Genomic DNA, 14,149 nt, shown 5'->3' on the forward strand with positions numbered 1-14,149 from the left:
TCATCACGAGACGGCCGTCGAAGCCTTCCTTGCGCAGCGTCTTCACGACCCAGCCAGCCGCCTGGCCGCCGCCGATCACGACGATCGTGCGCGGCGCTTCGAGCCCGGCATGCGCGGCTTGCGCCTTTTCAGTAGCAGCGTCAGTCATTTTTGCGCTCCGTCATGAACTTGCCTTCCGGCGCCTTCGCGTTTTTCTGGCGCCGCGTATTGCCGTCGATACCGCCGTCGATCGCCCATTCGGCGAACACGGTCGGGCCCGGTTCGAAATCGCGCGGCTGCCAGTCGGGGGTGAGCTGATCTTCGTCGGCGTAGTACTCGATCAAACCGCCAGCCGGATTCTGGAAGTACCAGAAGTACGCCGACGACACCGGATGACGCCCCGGCCCGAGTTGCGTATCCCAGCCGCAACGGCTGATGTGCATGCCGCCGCCGAATACTTCGTGGATGTCGCGCACGGTGAACGCGACGTGATTCAAACCACGCTTACCGTTGGGCAAGGCCAGCAGGAAAATGTCGTGATGGCCGCCGTGCGGCGCGCAGCGCATGAACGCGCCGCGGCCCGGATAACGGTCCGACATTTCGAAGCCGAGCAGCTCCTGGTAGAACTTTTCCTGTTCGGCGAGCTTGTTCGTGAAGAACACGACGTGGCCCACTTCGACGGGCTCCGCGCGCTCGTAGATCGGCGACGGCTGATCGACGCGCAACGTCTGGCCCCACACGTTCGACGGCGAACCCTGTACGTCGAGCGCACGCTTGCGGGTTACTTCGACGCGAATCGCCATGCCGTTCGGGTCGATGCAGCCCACTGCGTCGTCAGTTTCGAAGTGGCCCGGCTGACCGGCGAAGCGGCCGCGCAGCTCGTCGAGTTCGGCTTTGGTGGCGACGCCCCAGGTCACTTCGCGCAGCGTCGGGCCTGCTTCGAATGCGGGCGGCAGCGACGGGTCGTTCGCGTCGACGACGAGAATCGTGCAGCCGTTCAGCGTTTCGAAGCGCGCGTGGGTCTCGTCGTGCGCGGTCTCTTTCAAACCCCAGTCCGCGAAAAAGCGGCGGCAGGTGGCGAGATCCGTCACGCCGTAAATAATCTGTTCGATGCCGAGAATCGTCATAACGTGCCTCTTGCGTATCTTGCGTATTCAGTTTGCCGGGGGCGCGCTAGCCCACGCCAGCGGCGCGTCGTTCAAGCCCCAGTAGAGGCTCTTCTGTTGCATGTATTCGCGGATGCCCAGGCGGCCTTTCTCGCGTCCCATGCCGCTCTCTTTCCAGCCGCTGAACGGCGTCGAGATCGAGAACAGCTTGTACGTGTTGATCCAGATGGTGCCGGCTTCGAGCGCCCGGGCGATCCGGTACGCACGCTTGTAGTCGCGCGTCCAGATGCCGGCGGCGAGGCCGAAGACGCTGTCGTTCGCGTCTTTCAGCAGCGAGACTTCGTCGTCGAACGGCATCGCTACCAGCACCGGCCCAAAAATTTCTTCCTGGCAGATGCGCGCTTCGTTGGTGAGGCCTTCGAGAATCGTCGGCTGGAAATAGGTGCCGGCTTCGCGGCCATCGCCGACCGGACGCTCGCCACCGCACAACAGGCGCCCGCCTTCTTCGAGACCCAGCGCGACATAACGCTCGACGGTTTCGCGATGCGCCGCCGTAATCAGCGGACCCATTTGCGTCTCAGCGCGCGACGGATCGCCGACGCGCAGCTTGCGCGCGCCTTCAACGAGCCGCTTCATGAACGCGTCATAAATCGAGCGCTGCACGAACAGCCGCGAACCCGCAATGCACGCCTCGCCCGACGAACTGAAAATGCCGTACAGCACGCCGTTGACCGCGTGATCGAGATCGGCATCATCGAACACGATGGTCGGCGACTTGCCACCGAGTTCGAGCGACACCGGCATCAGCTTGTCCGCCGCGATGCGCGCGATGCCGCGGCCCACTTCGGTGCCGCCCGTGAACGACACCTTCTTCACGAGCGGATGACGCACCAGCACGTCGCCGATCACCGAGCCCTTGCCGGGCAGCACGCTGATCACGCCCTTCGGCACGCCGGCTTCTTCGCAGATGCGCGCGAGTGCCAGCGAGGTCAAAGGCGTGACTTCAGCGGGTTTCAACACCACTGCGTTACCGGCCGCCAATGCCGGCGCGAGCTTCTGCGCATCCGATGCGATCGGCGAGTTCCACGGCGTGATCGCCGCGATCACGCCGATCGGTTCATAGAGGCTCATCGTGAGATAGTCGCCGCGCGAGGGCGTGACTTCTTCGTCGAGCGTTTCGAGGCTGGCCGCGAAATAGCGGAACGTGTTCGCGGCGCTCGCCACCAACACGCGCGTCTCGCCGATCGGCTTGCCGTTGTCGCGGCGCTGCAATTGCGCGAGCGCTTCGTGGCGCGCCATGATCAGATCGGCGATGCGGTACAGGACCAGCGCGCGTTGATGCGGCTTCAGGCCCGACCAGTCCGCGCGGCGCCACGCGATATCCGCGGCTTGCACTGCGTCGCGGGCATCGTCGGCATTGGCCGTCGAGATTTCCATGTTGACCGACTGATCCGCCGGATACAGGCTTTTGTACGGGTGGCCACGCCCTTGCCGCCATTCGCCGCCGATGAAAATATCGCCGGTGGGCACGAGGCTGGTATCGAAGTGAGTCATGTCGGTCATTCCGGTTTGCTTCAGCTAGTCAGCTAAGGTCTCAAATCACGCAGCGGGCCGCGCGATTGCGCAGTGCGCGCATCGCGCTGTACGCGGTCAAGGCGGACGTCTTCGGGTTGTCCGGCAACGGCTTGCCGCACATTTCCAGCGACATCTCGCCGAATGCGCCGCGCGCCACGATGCGATGCACGTTGCGCGTCACATTCGGATCGGCAATCAGCCGGACCGTGGTGTGGTCCAGACCGAGGCCGGCCAGTGCGATCGTCGCGGCGACATTGGCGTTCTTCGGATAGAGCCGCGCGGCCTCGCGCGCGCTGCCTTCGAAGATCACCCGCTCTTCGTTCAGCGCATGCAGGTCGCACACCTGTTCTGCCGGCGTGCCGAGCCAGCCGGCGGGCGGCTTGCGGCCCGTGTACAGCACTTCGTCGAGACCGCCGAGCTTGGCCGCGGCCAGCGCGTCCACACCGCCGATCGCACCGGACAACAGTGTCAGCGTCGCGTCGCCTTCATCGGCGGCCGCGGACAATGCGTCCAGCAGCATCATGTCGGACAGCGCGCCGATCGACGCCACCGCGCAATCCGTACCGGCTTTGAGCAACGGCACCACGTGATCGACCAGCGCGCTATGGCCCGCGCATTCCAGCGCGAAATGCGGCTGCCTGCTCAATGCGGAAACCGACGTCACCACATCCACCGATGCGCCCACCACTTCGCGCACCGACGCCATGTGCCGCTCCGGCACGATCACGTGCGATACGCGCACCGTCGGATCGGCGGCGACCGCGCGGTACACCGCCTGGCCGATCGCGCCGAAGCCGATCATCGCAACGTCGACGGGTGCGTGATGCCCTGCGTAGCCCGGCTCATGCATGTTCGGGCTCCTGTTCCTTGACCGGCGGCCCCGCGAACGCGGTCGCGAACGAGCCGACCGACAGCATGTCCACTTCGACCAGTACCGGGCCGGTCTTCGCGATGCCTTCGCGGATGATCGCGTCGGCCTGGTCGAGCGATTTGATGCGGTGGTGCGTGAGCTTCAGGCTTTCGCAGAACTGCGCGAAATCCGGCTGATGCAGATCGACGTAGCAGCGGCGGCCGCCGTATTGCGCGTCCTGAATGTTGCGGATCACGCCGTAACACTGATCGTTCATCAGCACGATCATCACGTTGGCGTTTTCCTGCACGGCCGTCGCGAGTTCGCCGACGTTGACCATCAGGCCGCCATCGCCGACGAGGCATACCGTCTTCGCGGCATTACCCGCGAGTGCGGCGCCGATGCCCATTTGCATGCCCTGGCCGATACCACCGCCGAGCGCATGCACGCCCGCACGCGGCGAAAAGATCTTCAACATGCGGTTGCCCCAGGTGCTGTTCGAGATCGTGACGTCGCGGACCCAGTTGTAGTCGCGGCCCACGGCCTCCTGCAGCGCGTCGACGAGGCGCTTGTACGGACCGAGGCCCTTGCCCACGTCGGCGACTGCGCGCTCGCGCGCGGCGGCCAGATCCTGCGCGAACTTTGGATCGACCTTCAGGCGGCCTTCGAGCAGCGTCGCGAGTTCTTCTAGGACGGCCGATGCATCGCCATGAATGAACATCTCGTTGCGGTAGCCGCGGTTGTCGGCGAGCGCGTCGGCGTCGATGCGATACAGCGGCTGCGGCAGCGCGAGCTTGTACTTCAGCGTTTCATTGCCGCGCAGACGCGAACCGACCACGACCAATGCGTCGCAAGTCTTGTAGAAGCTCTCGACTGCTGCATGCACATTGAACGCACCGAGCGTCGCCGGATGGTCTTCGGGCAACACGCCACGGCCCTGCACGCTCGTCACGACGCCAAAGCCCAGCGCGACCAGACGTTCGACCGCTTTCGTCGCATGACGCGTGCCGCCGCCCAGCCACAGCAGCGGGCGCTTCGCCTCGACCAGTTGCTGCGCGAGTTGCGCGACGCGCTGGCTGCAATGCGTGAGCGTCGTGACGTGCGGCGCGGCCAGATCGGCGGGCCATTCGATTTCGGCGGCCTGAATGTCGATCGGAATCTCGACGCTGACCGGGCCGCTCGGCGCCGTTTGCGCCACACGCACGGCTTCGCGGATGGTCGGCAGCGCGGTTTCGACCGAGCGCACGCGGTACGCGGCCTTCGAGATCGACGACAGCATCGAGAGTTGATCCGGCGCTTCGTGGATGTACGCGAGGTCCTGGTCCAGATACTCGGTTTCGATCTGGCCTGTGACGTGCAGCAGCGCGGTGCCCGCGGTCAACGCTTCGACCATCGCGCCCGCGGCGTTACCCGCCGCGGTGCCAGTGCTGGTGAATGCGACGCCCAGGCCGCCAGAGACGCGCGCGAGGCCATCGGCCATGTTCACCGCGCCGGCTTCGCCGCGCGCGCCGACATAACGGATCTTGCCGCGGTTATGAATCGCGTCGAGGATCGGCATGTTGTGGATCGAGATCACGCCGAACGCGGTTTGAACGCCGCATTGCTCGAGGAAAGCGGCGATCAGTTCGCCAACGGTGGTTTTGTTAGACATGTCGTGCAACGCCTCCAGAAACATCGATGTGACTGCCCGTCGTATAGGACGACAGCGTCGTAGCCAGGTAAAAGAGCGCTTGAGCGGCTTCTTCGGGGCGACCGAAGCGGCCTAGCGGAATGTTTTTCTTGCGCGCCAGTTCGGCGGTCCAGTCTTCCCAGCTCTGGCCCGGCTGCGCTTCCTTCGCGTAACGGCGGCGCCACTGACCCGATTCGACGATGCCGATCAGAATCGAATTGACGCGGATGTGCTGCGGTGCGAGTTCCACCGCGAGCGACTTGATCAGGTTCTGCACGCCTGCACGCGCCGACGACGTCGCCACCATGTGCGGCTCGGGCTGCAGCGCGAGCAGCGAGTTCACGCAAACCACCGTCGCGTTGCCCGCGCCACCCTCGGCTGCATCGCGCAGCATCGGCAGGAACGCGCGAGTCGGGCGGATCACGCTGAAGTACTTCAGGTCGAGTTCTTCGCGCCACGCGTCGTCGGTGGTGTCGGCGAACTTCGACACGCGGCCCTGGCCTGCGTTGTTCACCAGCATGCCGGTGCGGCCAAAGCGTTGTTGTACCGCTTGCGCGAACGCGTTGACGTCGTCGGCGTTCAGCACGTCGCAGCTTTGCGCCAGCAGTTGCGCGTCCGGAAACTGCGCCTTCAGCGCGGCTTCCGCTTGCGCGAGACGCTCGGTGTCGCGGCCGCAGATCGCGACCGAGGCGCCCGACCGCAGAAACAGTTCGGCGGTCGCGAGGCCGATGCCGGACGAGCCGCCCGTCACCACCGCCACCTGCCCGGTCAAGTCGATTTGAATCATCGGAGTCCCAGTGCCTTCATGTATTTGCTGCCCGCGTTCGGGCCGTTCTTCGGCCGATAGTTGAGCCGCTGCGAAAGTTCGTCGGCCGCGCGGCGGACCTTCTCGATCAGACCACTGTCGAGCAGCGACGCGTCGATCTCGTGGCGCGGAATCGTCGTCGTGATGACGGCGACGATGCGGCCCGTGTCGTTGCGCACCGGCGCGCTGACCACCGAAATGCCGCGCTCGAACGACGACTCGCTGAGCGCGAAACCCCGCCGCGCGTCGTCGAGAATCCGTTCGTACAGGTCTTCGACGGTGGCGGGCGTCTGCTTGGTGAAGCGTTCGAGTTCCGGCTCCGGGTAGAGCTTCTTCAGATCGTCGAGCGTCATGTCGCCCATCAGCACCTGGCCGTGCGTGGTCGCATAAGCGGGCAAGCGGGTGCCGACGTTGACCTTCACCGAACTGAAAATCGGCGCATGGCTTTGCGCTTTGGCGACGAACACGACATCGCGTCCGTCACGAATCACGATGTGGCTCGTCAAACCGGTTTCGGTGCGCAATGCTTCGATGATCGGCAGGCCGAGGTCGGTCAATTCGAGCGAACTCAGATATTCGAAGCCGAGCCGCAGCACCGCGACGCCGAGGCGATAGTTGCGGTCCTTGTCGGCACGTTCGAGAAAGCCGAGCAATTCGAGCGTTTGCAGCAAACGGAACACCGTCGTGCGAGGAATCTTCAGGCGCCGGGACAATTCCGGTGCGCCGAGAACGGGCTCGCGCGGCGAGAACTCGGTCAGAATCTTCAGACCGCGTTCCAGACCCGGCACGCGGTAGCCGGAATCGCTACCGGTGTCGTTGCGCTCGTCGTCCGCGTCGCGCTCGGCGTTGAGTGTGTCGGGCGTCATTCATTGGCTCCGTTGTCCGCCGCTCGCACGGCAGAACGTGTCGATGATCGCGGTGTACGCGGCGGGTGCTTCGATATAGCCGGCGTGTCCCGCGCGCGGCACGACCTGCAATTTGGTGCCCGCAGCGAGAGCGATTCGCTCGCAGGCTTCGGGCGGGGTGATGGTGTCGTCGGCGCCGACCGCGACGTTGACGCGGCCTTCGAAGCGCGCCAGGTCGCTCGCGAGATCGGCATTGGCGAGCAGATGGGTGGCTTGTGCGTAGCCGTGCGGCATCACGCGCGACATGTTCCAGCGCACCCATGCACGGGCCGCGTCATTTGCGTGAGCGGACAGCATATTGCCGCTGCGTTTCTCGGCGAGACCTTGCGCGCCGAGTTCGTCCAGCATGGCGAGGCGTTGATCGCGTTTCGTTTCGCGCACCTCGGCCGATGCCGCGCCGTAACCGCCCGCAGGCGATAGCAGCAGCAGACCGGCCACACGTTGCGGATAAGCGGCGGCAAACGCGCCGGCAATGATCGCGCCGAGCGAATGTCCCACCAGCTCGCAGCGTTGAATGCCGAGCGCGTCGAGCCAGTCCTTCAATACGATGGCGTAATCGTCGGCAACGGGCGAGGCCGCCGCAACCGGCGTGGACGCGCCATAGCCCGGCGCGTCCCATGCCAGCACCCGGCGGCTCAAGCCGAGTACGTCGAGCTGCTGCACCCACGATGCCGCGCCTGAACCGATACCGTGCAGCAGCACGAGCGGCAGCGCATCGCTGTCGGCGCTACCGGCTTCGCGATAGCTGAGCGTGCCGTGCGAGTCCAGCGTGACCTGTTGCGCCGGAAAGCGCGCAAGGCGTGCTTCGAGCGTGGCGTGCTGGTCGGCGGTAACGGACGGGACTGCGGACATGATTTCCTTCGCGGGTGTTTTCACAACGATGCAGCAGGCTTAGCGCTTGAGCCTGGCGAGCGGCGAATCCGGCGGATACGTCGGCGTGACCGGTTTCGGCGACCCGAGCATCACGCACATCAGCGCGTCTTCTTCGCCGATGTTGATTTCCGTGCGGTAGACGCCCGGCGGCACCGAGATCAGATCGCGCTCGCCGAGCACGGCTTCCCACGTTTCACCGTCTTTCTCGCAGATCACTTTCATCTTGCCGCGCAGCACGAAGAAAATTTCTTCGACATCCATATGAATATGGCTCGGGCCGATGTTGCCGGCCGGGATCACCATCGTCGAAAACGTGAAGCCGCCTGCCGGCACCGTGTTCATGTCCTTTGCGACGCCCGTGCCGCCCGTGCCGACATAGCGCATTTGCGCGCGGCGATACTTCGGGTCGTAGTCGGCCTGGAACTTCAGCGCGTCCCAGTCGTAGCGACGCGTTTCCAGGCGCGCGACGCGGCTGTCCAGCCATTGTGCGAAGCTCGCGTCCGCGGGTTGGTCCCACGATTTGCGTTCGATATCGGCGTCCGCCATTTCTTTCTCCTTTCGATTCGACAAGATCAGTTCATCACGAAGCCGCCGTTCACCGGCAACAACTGGCCGGTCACGAAGCGCGCGGCGTCGGACAACAGGAACAGCACGGGCCCGGTCACGTCGTCGGGCACTTGCGCACGCGTGAGCGCGCGGCCTTGCAGGTAATACTCATGGCGCTCGGCGGGCACGTACGCGGTGGCCTCGACTTCGGTGAGGCCCGGCGCGATCGCGTTGACGGTCACCTGATGAGCGCCGAATTCGCGCGCCAGCGAGCGGGTCATCGAGATCACCGCGCCTTTGCTCGCGACGTACGCGAGCAGCTTCGGCGCGCCCCACATCGCCGTGTCCGACGCGATGTTGACGATGCTGCCGCGGCACGAGTCGCGCAGATAGGGCAGTGCGGCGATGCTCATGAGCCAGGTGCCGCGCACGTTGACGTTCATCACGGCGTCCCACGTCTCGACCGACAACTCGTCGGCGAACTTGCCGCCAGAGTTGGTGATCGCCGCGTTGTTGATCAGCGCGTCGATCCCGCCGAGTTGCGCGGCGCCTTGCTGCGCGAACTGTTCGATGCTGACGGGGTTGGCGAGATCGAGCGGCAGGTAGGTCGCCGCATGCCCTTGCTCACGCAATGAAGCTGCGAGCGCCGAGCCTTCGTCGTGCAGTACGTCGCCGAATACCACTTGCGCGCCGGCTTGCATCAGCGCACGGACAAATGCTGCGCCGAGACCGCGCGCGCCGCCCGTCACGAGGACGCGCCGGCCATTGAGCGCTGCATGTGCGTCGTTATGCATGGCTGTGGCCCGCTGCTTGCGTCGCGGCCGGCGCGGCTGCCGCCAGTTGAGCGCGATGTGCGTCGAGGTCGGCGAAGTGCTGTTGCGCGCGCTGACGCAGCATGCGGCGCACACGCGTCATGCCGACGTCGTGCTGATAGAGGAATTCGTGGTCGCGCGCGTTCGGCGCCATGCTTTCGAGCACGTAGCGGTCTTGTTCGAGCACGGCCCAGTGCAGACCTTCCAGACGGTTGCGGTACAGGAAGCGCCATGCGTCGCGCTGCCAGCCTTGCACCTTGCGGGTACGCCAGAAATAGACCTGGCAGTTGTCTTCGTCGACGGGTACGGCGAAGCCGATGATCCCGAAGCTGCCGCCCGGGCCGAACTTCTTTTTGTACGGAATCGCGAGGCGCATCCACAGGGTGCCGGTTTCGCCGAGTTCCACCCAGTCGAAGTTCACGTCGCGCTGGCCGACCTTCTCGAACATCAGGCCCGTTTCGGTCTTGCGCACGCGCATGTCGGCCTGCTTGTCGCCTTCGGCCATCGAGTGCGAGCTCGCGTGCAGATAGGCGCCGTGCATCGGGTCCATCACGTTGTCGATCGCGTACTGGTAATTGCACTTCCAGTGCGACATGCACAGGAAGCTCGCGTACTCCTCGCCGACCAGTTCTTCCGGCAGCGTGAGCGGCGCGGGTTCCTTATGCGCGTCGTCGCCGAACCACAGAAAGATCGCGCCGGCGTGCTCCTCGACCGGATACGACTTCACGCATGTCTGGCCTTCCAGCGGACAGGCCGACACGGCCGGCACGCGCTGCACGGTGCCGCTGCCGTCGACTTCGATGCCGTGATACCAGCACGCGACGCTGCCACCGAGGTTCCAGCCGAGCGACAGACGCGCGCCGCGATGCGGGCAGCGGTCTTCGAGCGCGCGGACTTTGCCCTCCTTGTCGCGCCACAGCACGATCTGGTCGCCGAGGCGCGTGATGCCGACCGGCGCATCGCCGACTTGCCAGCTCGGCGCGACCGGATACCAGTAGTTGCGCAGGCCTTTGTTGAGGTACGACTGGATCGGGTCGGCTGCGCCTTGAGTTGTAGTGGGGGACGTCATGAAGAGACTCCGGGTACGGATGCGATGCAACGTGTTCGGGAAAGCGCGCTTAGTCGGCGAGCAGGCGGAATTCGGTGGCGAGACGCTCCGCGTCCCACGCAGTACCTTCCGGCGTGCGGAAGCCGACGCGGTTTAAACCGTCGACCACCTCCTGCAACTCCATTGCGCCCGCTTCGAAGACTTTCTCGAGCGCGTCGCCGAAGTCGTTCTCGTATTGGGTGGGCTCGGCCTTGCGCGTTTGCCAGATGAAGTTTTCAGTCTCGCCAGGCTTCTCGATCACGCCCTTGCCGGCGACGTTGTTCGGCTGCGGCGCGAGCCACGGTTTCAGAAAAGGATTGAAGTTCACGGCTACCTCACGCATGTCATGCCACCTTGATCTGGATTTCTTCGCCTGCCAGACGTACGGAATACATCTTCAGGTCGCGGCCGCCGGGCTCTTTCAGACACTTGCCGGTGGGGATATGGAACACGGCCTCGTGCAGCGGGCACTCGACGGTGTCGCCGTCGATAAAGCCTTGCGTCAGCAATGCGTATGCGTGGGGGCAAACATTTTCGAGCGCGTAAAGCTCGTCACCCACCTTGTAGATGCCGATTTCAGTTCCGTCGAGCTTGAACTCGAGCGGCGCGTCTTCGGACAGGTCGCCGGCATGGCCGGCGCAGCGCCATTGATCAGTCATTTTCTCGCCTTCTCCTGAAGCTCTGCGTTCCACATAAGGAACAGCAGTTCGTGTATGGATGATTATAGGAGTGGCCTCGGCGAGAAAAAATAAAAATCTGATGCCGTAGGGGAAAACACTGACTGTGGCGCCCGCGACACTGTTCGAAGTGCCCCGCGAGAGGCACGATCGGGCGCCAGGCCATACCGGGCTTTGGTTTCCACCGAATTTCCCGGCCAATGCATGACGCATTACTCGGGTTTGTACGGGGTCCGAAAATTTATTTTGACCACTTCTGAACTCACTATACTTTTCCATAGGCGATACAAACGCCCATAGGTGAAACACAAAGCCGAGCAGTTTTCGCGCATAAACCCGCAACTGCATTCAACCCCAAAGCAAGGATCAGGGACGACGCATGTGGCGCAAGCCGGCGTCGTGTGATCAGGAGAACCAACGGTGAAGCACATCATTGCAGCCGGCTTGACGGCAATCTGCGCGACCACAAGCGCATGGGCGCAGAGCAGTGTGACGCTATACGGCAGCCTGGATGCCGGTATCGCGTACGTCAGCAATGTGGGAGGTCATTCAAAGTGGATGATGGAACAGGGCAACATGCAGCCCGACCGCTGGGGCCTGAAGGGTGTGGAAGATCTCGGTGGCGGTTTGAAGGCGATTTTCCAGCTTGAAAACGGCTTCTACACGAATACTGGCGCGTTCGCCAAATCGGGCACGCTGTTCAATCGCCAGGCGTTCGTCGGCTTGAGTTCCGACAAGATCGGCGCGCTGACCTTCGGTCATCAGACGCCGTTCAGTTTTGACGTACTGGGTCCGCTGAGCACCGCCTATCTGGCCGCGAGCTGGTATGCGTTCCATCCGGGCAACATCGACTCGCTCGCCGACACCGGCGTGGTGCCGTTCGACAACTCGGTGAAATTCCGGTCAGCCACGTTCGGCGGCTTTTCCGTCGGTGCGATGATGGGTCTGGGCAACACGACCAATTTCGCCACCGGCCGGACAATGAGCTTTGCGCTTAGCTATGCAAACGGTCCGTTCAAGGCAGGCGCGTCGTATTCGAATGAACACGACCGTACCCCGTCGATCGTCACTACCGGCATCACCACGTTCCAGGGCGTGCCCTCCGCCAACTATGTCGCCGACAAGGTCCAGAACATGGGCGCGGGTGCGTCGTACCAGTTCGGCAAGCTGCTGGTGCACGCGTTGTACACGCGGGTGAAGCTGGAATCGGCGGGACATTCGGACACGTATCAGAGCTACGATGCGGGCGCGAATTACCAGTTCACGCCGTTCAACACCGTGGCGGGCGGCGCCGCGACGACGACGTTGGCCGGGCATCGCTGGACGCAGTTCATGATCGGCGATATCTACGCGCTGTCGAAATCGACGCAGGTGTACGTGAACGCGCTGTATCAGCGCGCGGGTTCGGACACCAACGCCGCGTTCTTTACCGCGGGTGTGTCGAGCGGACGAAACCAGATGATTGTCCTGACCGGCATCCATCATTCGTTCTGAACTGCTCAACGGATGGCGAGGGTGGTGTGAAATACGCAGTCCGGCTGCGCGCGCAACCGGACTTGCAACCCCGCGCTGACGCCAACGTCAGCGCTGACTCAACTTGCCGCGACCTGCTTGCGACGCGCCTGAGCCGCGGTCGGATCATCCGGCCGGGGACGATAGCTGAGACGCTCGGACAGTTCGAGCGCCGCCTGGCAAACCGCGATGACGAGCGGATCGCGCTCTTCGGCTTCACCTATGTCCGAGCGCGGAATCGTGACGGTCAACGCGGCCACGATTTTGCCGCTCTGATCGCGCACCGGCGCGCTCACCACCGAAATGCCCCGCTCGAACGACGCCTCGCTCAGCGCATAACCGAGCGCCGCGCTTTCGCGCACGCGTCCATACAATTCTTCGACGGTAAGCGGCGTGCGTTCGGTGAATCGTTCGAGTTGCGGCTCGGGATACAGCTGCCGCAATTCCTCAAAACTCAAATCGCCCATCAGCACCTGGCCGTGCACCGTCGCATGGGCCGGCAAGCGCGTACCGACGTGGACCTTCACGGAGCTGAACATGGGCGCATGGGTTTGCGCTTTGGCGACGAACACGACATCGCGCTGATCGCGAATCAGCAGATGCGTGCTCAGACCGGTGACGTCGCGCAGACGTTCGAGAATCGGCGTGCCGACGTCGGTCAGTTCGAGCGAACTCAGATATTCGAAACCGAGCCTCAGCACCCCGACGCTCAGGCGGAAATAGCGGTCGCCGTTGACGCGCTCGAGAAAGCCGAGCGCTTCGAGCGTCTGCAACAAGCGGAAGGTGGTCGTGCGTGGAATGCCGATACGCTTGGACAATTCCGGCGCGCCGAGCACCGGCTCGCGCGCGCTGAATTCGGCGAGAATGCGCAGGCCCCGTTCGAGGCCCGGCACCAGATAGGTCGATCCGCCGGCGCTCTCTTCGTCGGTGGGTTCGGTCGATGCGGCGATGGCGTCAGTCTGCGGCAACGCCGCATCGTCGCCCGATGACGACGCTGTCGCGCTACGTGGTTTCGTGAGTTTGCGTCCCGCTCCTGTTTGCTCTTCTTTTGCCATCTTGGGCTGCCGTTTTATGCTGTTCATCATGGTCAGATCAGCATGATAGCGCGAAGCGTGCCGCGCTCATTAACGCGCGGCGGCCGTTGGTTTGATGCGAGGCGACGATCGTCGCCGAGACCCATTGCGCAACGGCTGCGCGGTGCTATTCTTTGATCCGGTCCATTGCGCTGAGCATGACTGTCGCGCTCTCGCTCCGCCCCGGCGTATGGAGGCCATGATCATGTCCGATTCCATTCAGATCCAGGTTGCCGACTCGCATCTTTATCCGGGCTGCGCAGTCAGCATCGCGCATCTCCCCGAGCCTGCCGGAGCGTCCGCGGCGATCGTCGAATTCGCGGACGGCTCGGGTGCGCATGCGACTTGTCGCCGGCGCGCGCATGACGAGCTTGAGTTGAACGTCGACCGCTATGCAACGCAACGGCGTCATCCCGTGGATGCGCGGCATTGGCTGCTGCTCGCCGTCGATGCAACGCACCATAGTTGGCGCGTGAAGCGTCGACTGCCTTAGCCCGCGAGGCCACCCGCCTCCTCGACTCCGTAAACCGGTGCCGCGCGCGCCGCCCCGAGCGGCGGTTATGTGCCCGTCACTCCCCCTTCGGAACTCACCGATGACCGACCACGATTCCAACCTGCTGCCAAACGCCGACAACACGGCTCACGACCCCGCCGACACCCCCGACGATCCCGACCGCCGC

At 64.0% G+C, this 14,149-nt stretch carries 15 protein-coding genes and 1 pseudogene; 2 read left to right on the forward strand and 14 right to left on the reverse strand.

Annotated elements, in window-relative coordinates; genetic code table 11:
- The 13 genes and pseudogenes from CIC12_RS10875 to CIC12_RS10935 form a co-directional block, all read right to left on the reverse strand.
- A pseudogene (locus CIC12_RS10875) lies at positions 1-148 on the reverse strand (pyridine nucleotide-disulfide oxidoreductase); the annotation flags it as partial.
- A complete protein-coding gene (locus CIC12_RS10880) occupies positions 141-1,106 on the reverse strand; it encodes a VOC family protein (RefSeq protein WP_168664123.1) in 966 nt (321 codons plus the stop codon). The gene CIC12_RS10880 and the pseudogene CIC12_RS10875, both read right to left, overlap by 8 nt.
- A 27-nt stretch (positions 1,107-1,133) precedes the next feature.
- The gene (locus CIC12_RS10885) at positions 1,134-2,639 is read right to left on the reverse strand and encodes an aldehyde dehydrogenase (protein WP_168664137.1); all 1,506 of its coding nucleotides are present in this window, start codon (positions 2,637-2,639) and stop codon (positions 1,134-1,136) included.
- Between the two features lie 40 nt (positions 2,640-2,679).
- A complete protein-coding gene (locus tag CIC12_RS10890; protein ID WP_168664124.1) occupies positions 2,680-3,510 on the reverse strand; it encodes an aspartate dehydrogenase in 831 nt (276 codons plus the stop codon).
- Positions 3,503-5,161 (reverse strand): thiamine pyrophosphate-binding protein, encoded by a 1,659-nt coding sequence (locus tag CIC12_RS10895; protein ID WP_168664125.1) that lies wholly within the window; start codon positions 5,159-5,161, stop codon positions 3,503-3,505. Before CIC12_RS10895 ends, CIC12_RS10890 begins: the two co-directional genes overlap by 8 nt.
- Positions 5,154-5,966, reverse strand: coding sequence for an SDR family oxidoreductase (locus tag CIC12_RS10900; RefSeq protein WP_168664126.1), 813 nt, complete (start codon positions 5,964-5,966; stop codon positions 5,154-5,156). Before CIC12_RS10900 ends, CIC12_RS10895 begins: the two co-directional genes overlap by 8 nt.
- Positions 5,963-6,850, reverse strand: a complete 888-nt coding sequence (locus CIC12_RS10905; RefSeq protein ID WP_168664127.1) for an IclR family transcriptional regulator — start codon at positions 6,848-6,850, stop codon at positions 5,963-5,965. The genes CIC12_RS10900 and CIC12_RS10905 overlap by 4 nt, the downstream gene beginning before the upstream one ends.
- A complete protein-coding gene (locus tag CIC12_RS10910) occupies positions 6,851-7,741 on the reverse strand; it encodes an alpha/beta fold hydrolase (protein ID WP_168664128.1) in 891 nt (296 codons plus the stop codon). It abuts the gene before it with no gap.
- Between the two features lie 39 nt (positions 7,742-7,780).
- Positions 7,781-8,308 carry a cupin domain-containing protein gene (locus CIC12_RS10915; protein WP_168664129.1) on the reverse strand — a complete coding sequence of 176 codons (528 nt, stop codon included), beginning with the start codon at positions 8,306-8,308 and terminating at the stop codon, positions 7,781-7,783.
- A gap of 26 nt (positions 8,309-8,334) precedes the next feature.
- The gene (locus CIC12_RS10920) at positions 8,335-9,102 is read right to left on the reverse strand and encodes an SDR family oxidoreductase (RefSeq protein ID WP_168664130.1); all 768 of its coding nucleotides are present in this window, start codon (positions 9,100-9,102) and stop codon (positions 8,335-8,337) included.
- Positions 9,095-10,189, reverse strand: coding sequence for an aromatic ring-hydroxylating dioxygenase subunit alpha (locus CIC12_RS10925; RefSeq protein WP_168664131.1), 1,095 nt, complete (start codon positions 10,187-10,189; stop codon positions 9,095-9,097). Before CIC12_RS10925 ends, CIC12_RS10920 begins: the two co-directional genes overlap by 8 nt.
- A gap of 49 nt (positions 10,190-10,238) precedes the next feature.
- Positions 10,239-10,550, reverse strand: a complete 312-nt coding sequence (locus CIC12_RS10930) for a recombinase-like helix-turn-helix domain-containing protein (RefSeq protein WP_168664132.1) — start codon at positions 10,548-10,550, stop codon at positions 10,239-10,241.
- A gap of 1 nt (position 10,551) precedes the next feature.
- Positions 10,552-10,866, reverse strand: coding sequence for a non-heme iron oxygenase ferredoxin subunit (locus tag CIC12_RS10935; protein ID WP_168664133.1), 315 nt, complete (start codon positions 10,864-10,866; stop codon positions 10,552-10,554).
- Positions 10,867-11,304: 438 nt separating this feature from the next.
- Here CIC12_RS10935 and CIC12_RS10940 point away from each other — a divergent pair, with 438 nt between their 5' ends.
- Complete coding sequence (locus tag CIC12_RS10940) at positions 11,305-12,378, forward strand: porin (RefSeq protein WP_168664134.1); 1,074 nt, start codon at positions 11,305-11,307, stop codon at positions 12,376-12,378.
- Positions 12,379-12,476: 98 nt separating this feature from the next.
- Here the strand turns inward: CIC12_RS10940 and CIC12_RS10945 are convergent, their stop codons facing one another.
- Positions 12,477-13,451, reverse strand: coding sequence for an IclR family transcriptional regulator (locus CIC12_RS10945; RefSeq protein ID WP_168664135.1), 975 nt, complete (start codon positions 13,449-13,451; stop codon positions 12,477-12,479).
- A gap of 223 nt (positions 13,452-13,674) precedes the next feature.
- Between CIC12_RS10945 and CIC12_RS10950 the strand changes: the two genes are divergently transcribed.
- Positions 13,675-13,962, forward strand: coding sequence for a hypothetical protein (locus CIC12_RS10950; RefSeq protein WP_168664136.1), 288 nt, complete (start codon positions 13,675-13,677; stop codon positions 13,960-13,962).
- The last annotated feature ends 187 nt before the right edge of the window (positions 13,963-14,149 follow it).

Origin of the sequence: Paraburkholderia sp. SG-MS1, assembly GCF_012275575.1 — a bacterium.
Classification (GTDB): domain Bacteria; phylum Pseudomonadota; class Gammaproteobacteria; order Burkholderiales; family Burkholderiaceae; genus Paraburkholderia.

Bases quoted from the DNA above. Each gene is read 5' to 3' on its own strand.
- CIC12_RS10895 (WP_168664125.1), bottom strand. From the start codon at position 5,161: ATGTCTAACAAAACCACCGTTGGCGAACTGATCGCCGCTTTCCTCGAG.
- CIC12_RS10890 (WP_168664124.1), bottom strand. From the start codon at position 3,510: ATGCATGAGCCGGGCTACGCAGGGCATCACGCACCCGTCGACGTTGCG.
- CIC12_RS10900 (WP_168664126.1), bottom strand. From the start codon at position 5,966: ATGATTCAAATCGACTTGACCGGGCAGGTGGCGGTGGTGACGGGCGGC.
- CIC12_RS10950 (WP_168664136.1), top strand. From the start codon at position 13,675: ATGTCCGATTCCATTCAGATCCAGGTTGCCGACTCGCATCTTTATCCG.
- CIC12_RS10920 (WP_168664130.1), bottom strand. From the start codon at position 9,102: ATGCATAACGACGCACATGCAGCGCTCAATGGCCGGCGCGTCCTCGTG.
- CIC12_RS10925 (WP_168664131.1), bottom strand. From the start codon at position 10,189: ATGACGTCCCCCACTACAACTCAAGGCGCAGCCGACCCGATCCAGTCG.
- CIC12_RS10905 (WP_168664127.1), bottom strand. From the start codon at position 6,850: ATGACGCCCGACACACTCAACGCCGAGCGCGACGCGGACGACGAGCGC.
- CIC12_RS10915 (WP_168664129.1), bottom strand. From the start codon at position 8,308: ATGGCGGACGCCGATATCGAACGCAAATCGTGGGACCAACCCGCGGAC.
- CIC12_RS10935 (WP_168664133.1), bottom strand. From the start codon at position 10,866: ATGACTGATCAATGGCGCTGCGCCGGCCATGCCGGCGACCTGTCCGAA.
- CIC12_RS10930 (WP_168664132.1), bottom strand. From the start codon at position 10,550: ATGCGTGAGGTAGCCGTGAACTTCAATCCTTTTCTGAAACCGTGGCTC.
- CIC12_RS10885 (WP_168664137.1), bottom strand. From the start codon at position 2,639: ATGACTCACTTCGATACCAGCCTCGTGCCCACCGGCGATATTTTCATC.
- CIC12_RS10880 (WP_168664123.1), bottom strand. From the start codon at position 1,106: ATGACGATTCTCGGCATCGAACAGATTATTTACGGCGTGACGGATCTC.
- CIC12_RS10910 (WP_168664128.1), bottom strand. From the start codon at position 7,741: ATGTCCGCAGTCCCGTCCGTTACCGCCGACCAGCACGCCACGCTCGAA.
- CIC12_RS10945 (WP_168664135.1), bottom strand. From the start codon at position 13,451: ATGGCAAAAGAAGAGCAAACAGGAGCGGGACGCAAACTCACGAAACCA.